Raw genomic sequence first — 6,380 nt, 5'->3', positions numbered from 1 at the left:
GATCTGGCGAGGTTTGCGAAGACTCATCGATATTCAACTCGGCTTTGAACTCGCCAAAAATTGTGGGTAATCGAAAGGTCGTACCTCCGCTTACCGTTGGAGCATTCTCGAATGACCCGAAGTGGCAGAAAATCAGACTCGTCGTCGTTCATGGTTTGCGTCCGCAATGTAGGTTGCGGACGCAATCGTCGCCCTTAAACACCGACGATGATAGGTGTGTTCTATTTAGCGCTTACAATGCTTCCGCTTCGGCCTGCAGGACACTCTGGGAGCGGATCGATTGCTCGATTCGACCATCAAGTGCGGCGATGGCCTCCCGGTTCACGACGATGTCTCGATCCAACTTCGCGATCGCGGCGGTGACGTCGACGGCAGCCAGTCGCCCAACCTCCTGAGTGATACGAGCAAGCTCCGCTGTCATACGAGCCTTCTCAGACTGGTACTTGGCGGTACGTGCGTCGCTTTCCTCGGTGATCGAGCGCAACTCGGCTTGCGCCGCTTTAAGTCCCGATACGGCGGCATCGAGCAGTGGTTTCGTCGCAGCAAGCTCAGCCGCCGCCAGCAACGCACGGCGAAGCTGCGCGGCCGCGTCGGTAATGGCTAGCATCTCGACGCGCTTTGCCGCCAACTCGGCCGGCACGCGAGCCAAGGGTTCGGCCTGCGTTTTCTTCTCGCGATACTCCGCGCGAAGATTCGCCACCGATACACGCTGCACTTCCGCTTGGGCTTTCGCCAGAAACGCTTGCGCGAGCAGCGGACATTGCGCATGCATCGAATGACCGACACACGGCACCTGATCCACCACCGCCGCCTGCTTGCTCAGCGTCTCGAAGTACGCGGCTTTCGTCGTGCCCTGGTTCATCAAACCGGAAAGCGTCGCGTCCAGCGTCGTCAACGTTGCGCGCTTGACCTCCAAATCGGCAATGTCGCGCTGCAGGGGAGCGAACCTCGCTTCCTCGCGCGCAATCGCCAACTCGGCCTCCTCGCGCTTCGCCGCCGCACCGAGGATCGCCTCGCGGCGAGCCAGCGTTGCTTGGTGCGTGGCCACGGTTCGACTCAGCACGGAAACGCGCTGCTGACAGCGAACCGCTGCCGCTTGCTCGTCGTTAGCCGCGCTTTTCATGGCACGCCCCAACTCGTCGCGGCGCATGCCCAGTTCTCGCAGGCGCGCCTCGGACGTGGCCGATTCGCTCTGCTTTGCCGCAAGCGTCGCCCGCTCTTGAGTCAGCTTGCTCGCATGCTCAAGCGCCGCATCGCGTTGCTCCCGAGCGACACGCAGGGTGTTGCCCTGCGCGACGATCGACTGCTCAGCGTCTGCTTTGCGTTGCCGCTTTCCGGCTAGCGCGCCAAGCTCAGACTGGATGCCTTCGAGCGACTTGCCGAGCACCTTCGCGACCTCACCGGCTTTCGCCGACAATGTCTTCAGGTGGTCGATGCCAAGGAGTTCAGCCAGCAGCGTCTTGATCTAGCCCGCACCATAGGACGCGAGCGGCCGCCGGTTCTGCGCCGAAAACACGCTTGTGAAGAATGTTTCCAACGAACCGTTGATCGCCTCGACACAGCGGTTATACGACTCCGCCTTGCCGTCCGACACGGTTCCGTCAGGCAGCGAGACCGGCCGCCACGTACCGTCGACGTCACGATAAGCAAGGTAGTACTCCGCCTTGCCTGTCTTGCCGGGCTTGCGAAAAGTGAAGGACGAGCGATAGCGAATGCCGTCGTGCTCCCATTCGAGCTCCTTCAACGCACTGGTGCCACAGATGTGATCCCAGTACGAGAAGGCGTCGACCGACAGCTTCGACGCACGTGACGGCATGATCGGATACGGATGCAAGTTGTCCATAAGCGTCGTCTTGCCCGCCCCGTTAGGGCCGGTCAAGGCGATCAGGCCATCTGGCAACGCCTCCAGATCAAGCGTGACGCTTTCGCGTTTCATGCCATCGCGCACGCCAACGAAGCCTTCGAGGGTCAGTTTCAGAGGCCGCAAGACAGGTCCTCCGACACGCTCATCGACGCAGACATTGCAGCCATCTGCGAGTAGAAAGCGTCGTCGTCCTCGTTGAGAAACGGCTCGTTCATCACGAGGCACGGCACAGCGTGCACCGCAATGGGCGGTTGAAGCGTCCCGTCAACGGCGGCCGCCACCTGGTCACAGGTTCTGCTGAACTCGTGACGCGCGTTCGTCAGAAGCTCGGACCAACCGCTATGCCCGGTGAGGCTACGGATCTCGGCGGCAGACCACTGACTTGCATAGCCTTCCTGATACGACCATAGAAGGTGCTGCATTTCAACGGTCGGCGTCACTGCAGCCTCGCACGCGCCGGGCGTTGTGGAGAGCAGCAAAAGCGTCTGACCGAATTGCGCCAGCACGGCGCCGCGGTACTGGCCGAACGGCTGATGCTGAATGGCAGCGGTAAAGCCTGCCAGATCGACCAACGACTTTTGAAGATCACGCGATGAGCAGTCGCCCAACGCGAACGTGCGAACCCAGCTCGGGCCAGCGGGATAAAGACCAAACATGATGCACTCCGTTTATGGTGGGCGGAGTGCGGCCCCGGTAGGAATCGCTCCCCGCCAGGGTTGAAAGAAGAAATGAAACTGCTAGAGAAAGGTCCTGCCACTACTATCGATGCGTCAAAGACGCGGTGAAACCTCTGTTTCAATAGCGACGATGACAGTCGGCTAACGGAACACGGCTTGCGTGTTCAGGCGAAGGAGAGCCGTGCTGGCCTCCCCTGCATACGCGGCTAGCTACGCCGTGAACAAATCATCGTTGAGCCACGAAAGCTGACCTGCCGAAGCCGACTCGACGATTTCCACCGTCGCATCGGGCATGGGTAGTGCCTCCTCGCCGGCATCGTCATCCGGAGCTTCGTGGACAGTCACCCCCGCAGGCCCGGACATGCTCGACAACGCGGGTAGCCCGTTAGTTGCGACGGATCCGCCGGGTCACCGTCGGTCAGTCGAGCCCGCACGCCAGCGGCGATTGCCTCCGCGTCCCCTGTTTCGAGCAACTGCAGCCGGTCAAGCAAGGGCACCGGATCAACATCAGCGTGTTCGCACCAGCGCTCGAGCTTTCGATCAATCGACGTTTCGAGGCTGATGCCTTGGGCGCGCGAGCGGACAACGGGAAGAATGCGAGCTTCGACCTTCAGCTCGGCCGCGTTGACGAACAGCGCCGCGATCGCGTCACGGTCCACTGACTGTTTGTGCTCTTCGTCAACCTGCCAACGAATTCGGACGAACTTGTCGGTCGCATCGAGCGCGATCGCCGTCAAGCGCTGCATGTCGGGCGGACCGTCAAAGTCGACGCAGATCGTCTGCCGCGAAGGCGTAACGACTAGATCGGCTTGCGCGCTTCCCGCCTCGACATTCCACATGAGAAAGCCTTTGTCGCCTTCCTCACCGTAGTGGAATCGCCCGATGGAACCGGGGTAGGCCACGACGCGCCCCGCTCGTTCCCACTGCTGCGCTTTGTGAATGTGTCCAAGCATGAAAGCATCGCATTCGGCCTCGAACAAACTGCCGAGCGAAAACTCATGATCGAACCCTGCCATCGTCACGCCGTGCTCGGTCGTACAACCGTTGACCGTGCCGTGGGAGACCCCGACAGTTCGAATGCTCGCGGCGCGAAGCTGCTCGTTGATGCGCCCGGCTGCGGCCAGATAGTCACCCAGCACGGCTTCAAGACCTGTCCCGGCTTCCTTGGCACCAACAGCGGCCGCCAGTTGCCCCTTGTTTACCGTAGGCAAGCAGGTGAAGACGACGTCAGCGCCGGTGGCGAGGACCTCGCCTAGCTCTTCTTCGGAGAACACCGGGCCGCTTGAGGGGTAGAACCGTCCTTCATGGAGGCTTACCTGCTGAACACGTTCCGCAACATAGATCTGATGCGTCGTTGCCATCAGTTCAAAATTGCGCAGCGTGCCCGGTGGCTCATGTGAGAACGTGCCCTGCAGCATCAGGACCGGCATACTGCCGCTCAGCCCATTGATGCGCCGTGCAAGGCGATTCAACGAAGGCGCATGGGCGTCGAGACGATGGTCCGTCGCGTCACCCGAGATCACTGCAACATCCGAGTGCGCGAGGACCGCGTGGTCGATCGCGAAGCCAAAGCAGCGGTCAGCCTCTTCAAGGTTTCCCGGCGCGTAGTGCAAATCAGAAAAATGAGCGATTTTCAAGGTCGCCTCCTATAAATGAAAAAGGCCACCCGAAGGTAGCCAGTGAGTGTCGATGCGCCCACCCGACGTTGATGAGGCGCGCTGGAAAGACGATTAAGAAATGAGGGTGTCGCGGACTTTCATTAGTGCTTGGCCCAGTAAGTTCTGGCCACGCCACTTCGATTTGTCCGTGATGTCAGGATGGTGCTCGCCTAAGCCCACGCCCCAGGTCAGATCATAGGGACTGGCTTCGACAAGCTCGGTCGGTGCCGTTGCGAGCAACAATGTCCGTAGGCCTGGATGCTGTGCGAACTTCTCACGGCACCCGACATAGACGATCGACTCGCGCTTGGTCTTCGACGCGTCAGGGTCGAATCCTTTGACCTTGCGGCCGAGTGCTTTCTGTTCCTTCGGAAGATGCGTGGCAAGCACAGCTTCAGCAATGTCCTCATCACCGAACAGCTTGGCTTTAAGCATCATGAACTGCTCTACCGAACGGAAATCGACGCCGTGATATGAAAAGCGGCACGGATGCCAGTTACTGAAAGCGTCCTCCGCGCCGAAGAACAGCGTGAAGTTGCCGACTCTACTCATCGGAAGCTCCTTCGCGTGAACAAGTAGATGGGCCGCCGAGGCGGACGAATTCGATGCGCAGGTACAGCGCGGTCGAAAACATGTGACCAAGCGGTTCTTGCTGAAATGCTCTCATGCGCGAGCTTAGAAGAAAGGATGCCAGTCCCTGAGGAAAGGATGCCAGCCCCCATTCGGGGACTGGCCAAGGTTAGACGTAAGCAGCTTGTGCAATCGCGTCCTGAATTTCGACGTCAAGCGAAGTGGGATCGTCGAGCGCATTCTTGAGACGTGCGTTCATCGCATCGACATCAGCGATGCGTTCGATCCAGCCGCGACCGTACGTCTGGTGCGCGTATTTGCGAAAGCCGTTTTGTCGCTCTGGCTGACTTAGGCCCAGACGATGCAGCAGGTCCGACATGCGGTGACGCTTGTCTTCCAGCGTCTCATCGGAATCCGGCGAGTCGTCGTCATGACCACCATCGTCGTGAATAACCGATGATGCGCCGTCGCCCGGATGTTCTCCGCCGGCCGGTTGCCCGTCCGACTGAGGAACCGGATCGCCGATGGACTGTACCGTTCCGTCAGCCTCCAGCAGCGCGACCGCACGACTGGCTGCATCGAGCGCCGGCTGAGCTTCATCCGCGCCGTCCAGCAGCGCGCCTAGGTCAATATCGGCATCGAGCACCGTCAGCATCTGCTTCTGACGCACGGCCTGGCCGCTGTCATCGATGCGGGTGATGTCGAACTCTTTCTTCGAGAGCCAGAAGCGCGTGCCGGTGAGCCTGCCGCGCGCCAACGCCACGGTCTGCATCGCCGAATACGCCTTCTGCAGCACGTAGATCGAGTTGGTCGGCAGTTCGATCAGACCGAGTCCCTTCACATCCGGAACGGCAAACAGGAAGTTCGCCGTCAGGTTGCACTTGCGGTGCTGATATTGCGGACACACGTGAGGATCGCAGACACCATCGGGAATGTCGGCGTCTTGTCGGTGAACGACCAGTCGGCCCCCAAAGGAACGCCGTGCGCGCTGCGCGCGCGCATTGCGTTCGACCGTCGCGTACGTCTTGCAGTAGCGCTTGCCGTCGTGGTCGTACTCCGAGAAGTACTGGCGCCCGGCTGTCGTGTACGCGGCCATCTGGTTTGGCACATTGCGCAGCCAGTCGTCGAACGCGAACATGATCGGGAAGCGGTACAGCCGCAGCCCTTGTCCGCGATCCTCGCCATACAGCCGCAGGATCTCGTCAGCCGTGTCCGGATTAGAGAAGTCCGAGCGTCTACAGACGAAGTAATCGACGTTCCTGGGAACCAGCGCGTTCCGGAGCTTCAGCGACGTTTCGAGCAGCTTGCCGATGGCTTCGAACGACTCACCTGCGGCCACCATGTCGTTGTAGAGCTTTACCGCTTTTTCGTTGGCCTGGTGCGCACGCGTGAGCACCTTGATGCCGGGTCGGATCTTGCCGATCGTGGACGGGCGAACAGCTCGTTCTTCAACGAGACTGCGCGGCGCGTGATCGAACATCTGAACAACTGCATTCATGACGGTTCCTGGCGAGAAAAAAGATGGCGTTGGTCCGTGTCGATGGTGCTGGAGATCCGCACAAATCTGGCGGCGTCAGGTTGACGTCGGCGTTACATAGGCATAGGCGGAGA

6 protein-coding genes are annotated in these 6,380 nt (G+C 60.3%); all 6 read right to left on the bottom strand.

Annotated features, from left to right (window positions below):
• Positions 1-232: 232 nt before the first annotated feature.
• The 6 genes from AWB67_RS33690 to AWB67_RS33670 all read right to left on the bottom strand — a co-directional run bounded on the left by AWB67_RS33690 (position 233) and on the right by AWB67_RS33670 (position 6,267).
• Complete coding sequence (locus AWB67_RS33690; protein WP_235025502.1) at positions 233-1,417, bottom strand: coiled-coil domain-containing protein; 1,185 nt, start codon at positions 1,415-1,417, stop codon at positions 233-235.
• 48 nt (positions 1,418-1,465) lie between these two features.
• Positions 1,466-1,987, bottom strand: coding sequence for an AAA family ATPase (locus AWB67_RS42440; protein WP_235025501.1), 522 nt, complete (start codon positions 1,985-1,987; stop codon positions 1,466-1,468).
• Complete coding sequence (locus tag AWB67_RS33685) at positions 1,975-2,436, bottom strand: hypothetical protein (protein WP_235025500.1); 462 nt, start codon at positions 2,434-2,436, stop codon at positions 1,975-1,977. Before AWB67_RS33685 ends, AWB67_RS42440 begins: the two co-directional genes overlap by 13 nt.
• Before the next feature lie 446 nt (positions 2,437-2,882).
• Complete coding sequence (locus AWB67_RS33680; protein ID WP_235025499.1) at positions 2,883-4,178, bottom strand: metallophosphoesterase family protein; 1,296 nt, start codon at positions 4,176-4,178, stop codon at positions 2,883-2,885.
• A 93-nt stretch (positions 4,179-4,271) separates the two neighbouring features.
• The gene (gene ybiA / locus AWB67_RS33675; protein ID WP_087660332.1) at positions 4,272-4,751 is read right to left on the bottom strand and encodes a riboflavin biosynthesis intermediates N-glycosidase; all 480 of its coding nucleotides are present in this window, start codon (positions 4,749-4,751) and stop codon (positions 4,272-4,274) included.
• 187 nt (positions 4,752-4,938) lie between these two features.
• The gene (locus AWB67_RS33670; protein ID WP_087660331.1) at positions 4,939-6,267 is read right to left on the bottom strand and encodes a recombination directionality factor; all 1,329 of its coding nucleotides are present in this window, start codon (positions 6,265-6,267) and stop codon (positions 4,939-4,941) included.
• Positions 6,268-6,380 lie beyond the last annotated feature (113 nt).

The organism is Caballeronia terrestris (genome assembly GCF_001544515.1).
In the GTDB taxonomy this organism is placed as follows: Bacteria; Pseudomonadota; Gammaproteobacteria; order Burkholderiales; family Burkholderiaceae; genus Caballeronia; species Caballeronia terrestris.
The sequence above is the reverse complement of the archived record's forward strand: the minus strand, read 5'-3'. Positions and strand labels throughout refer to the sequence as shown.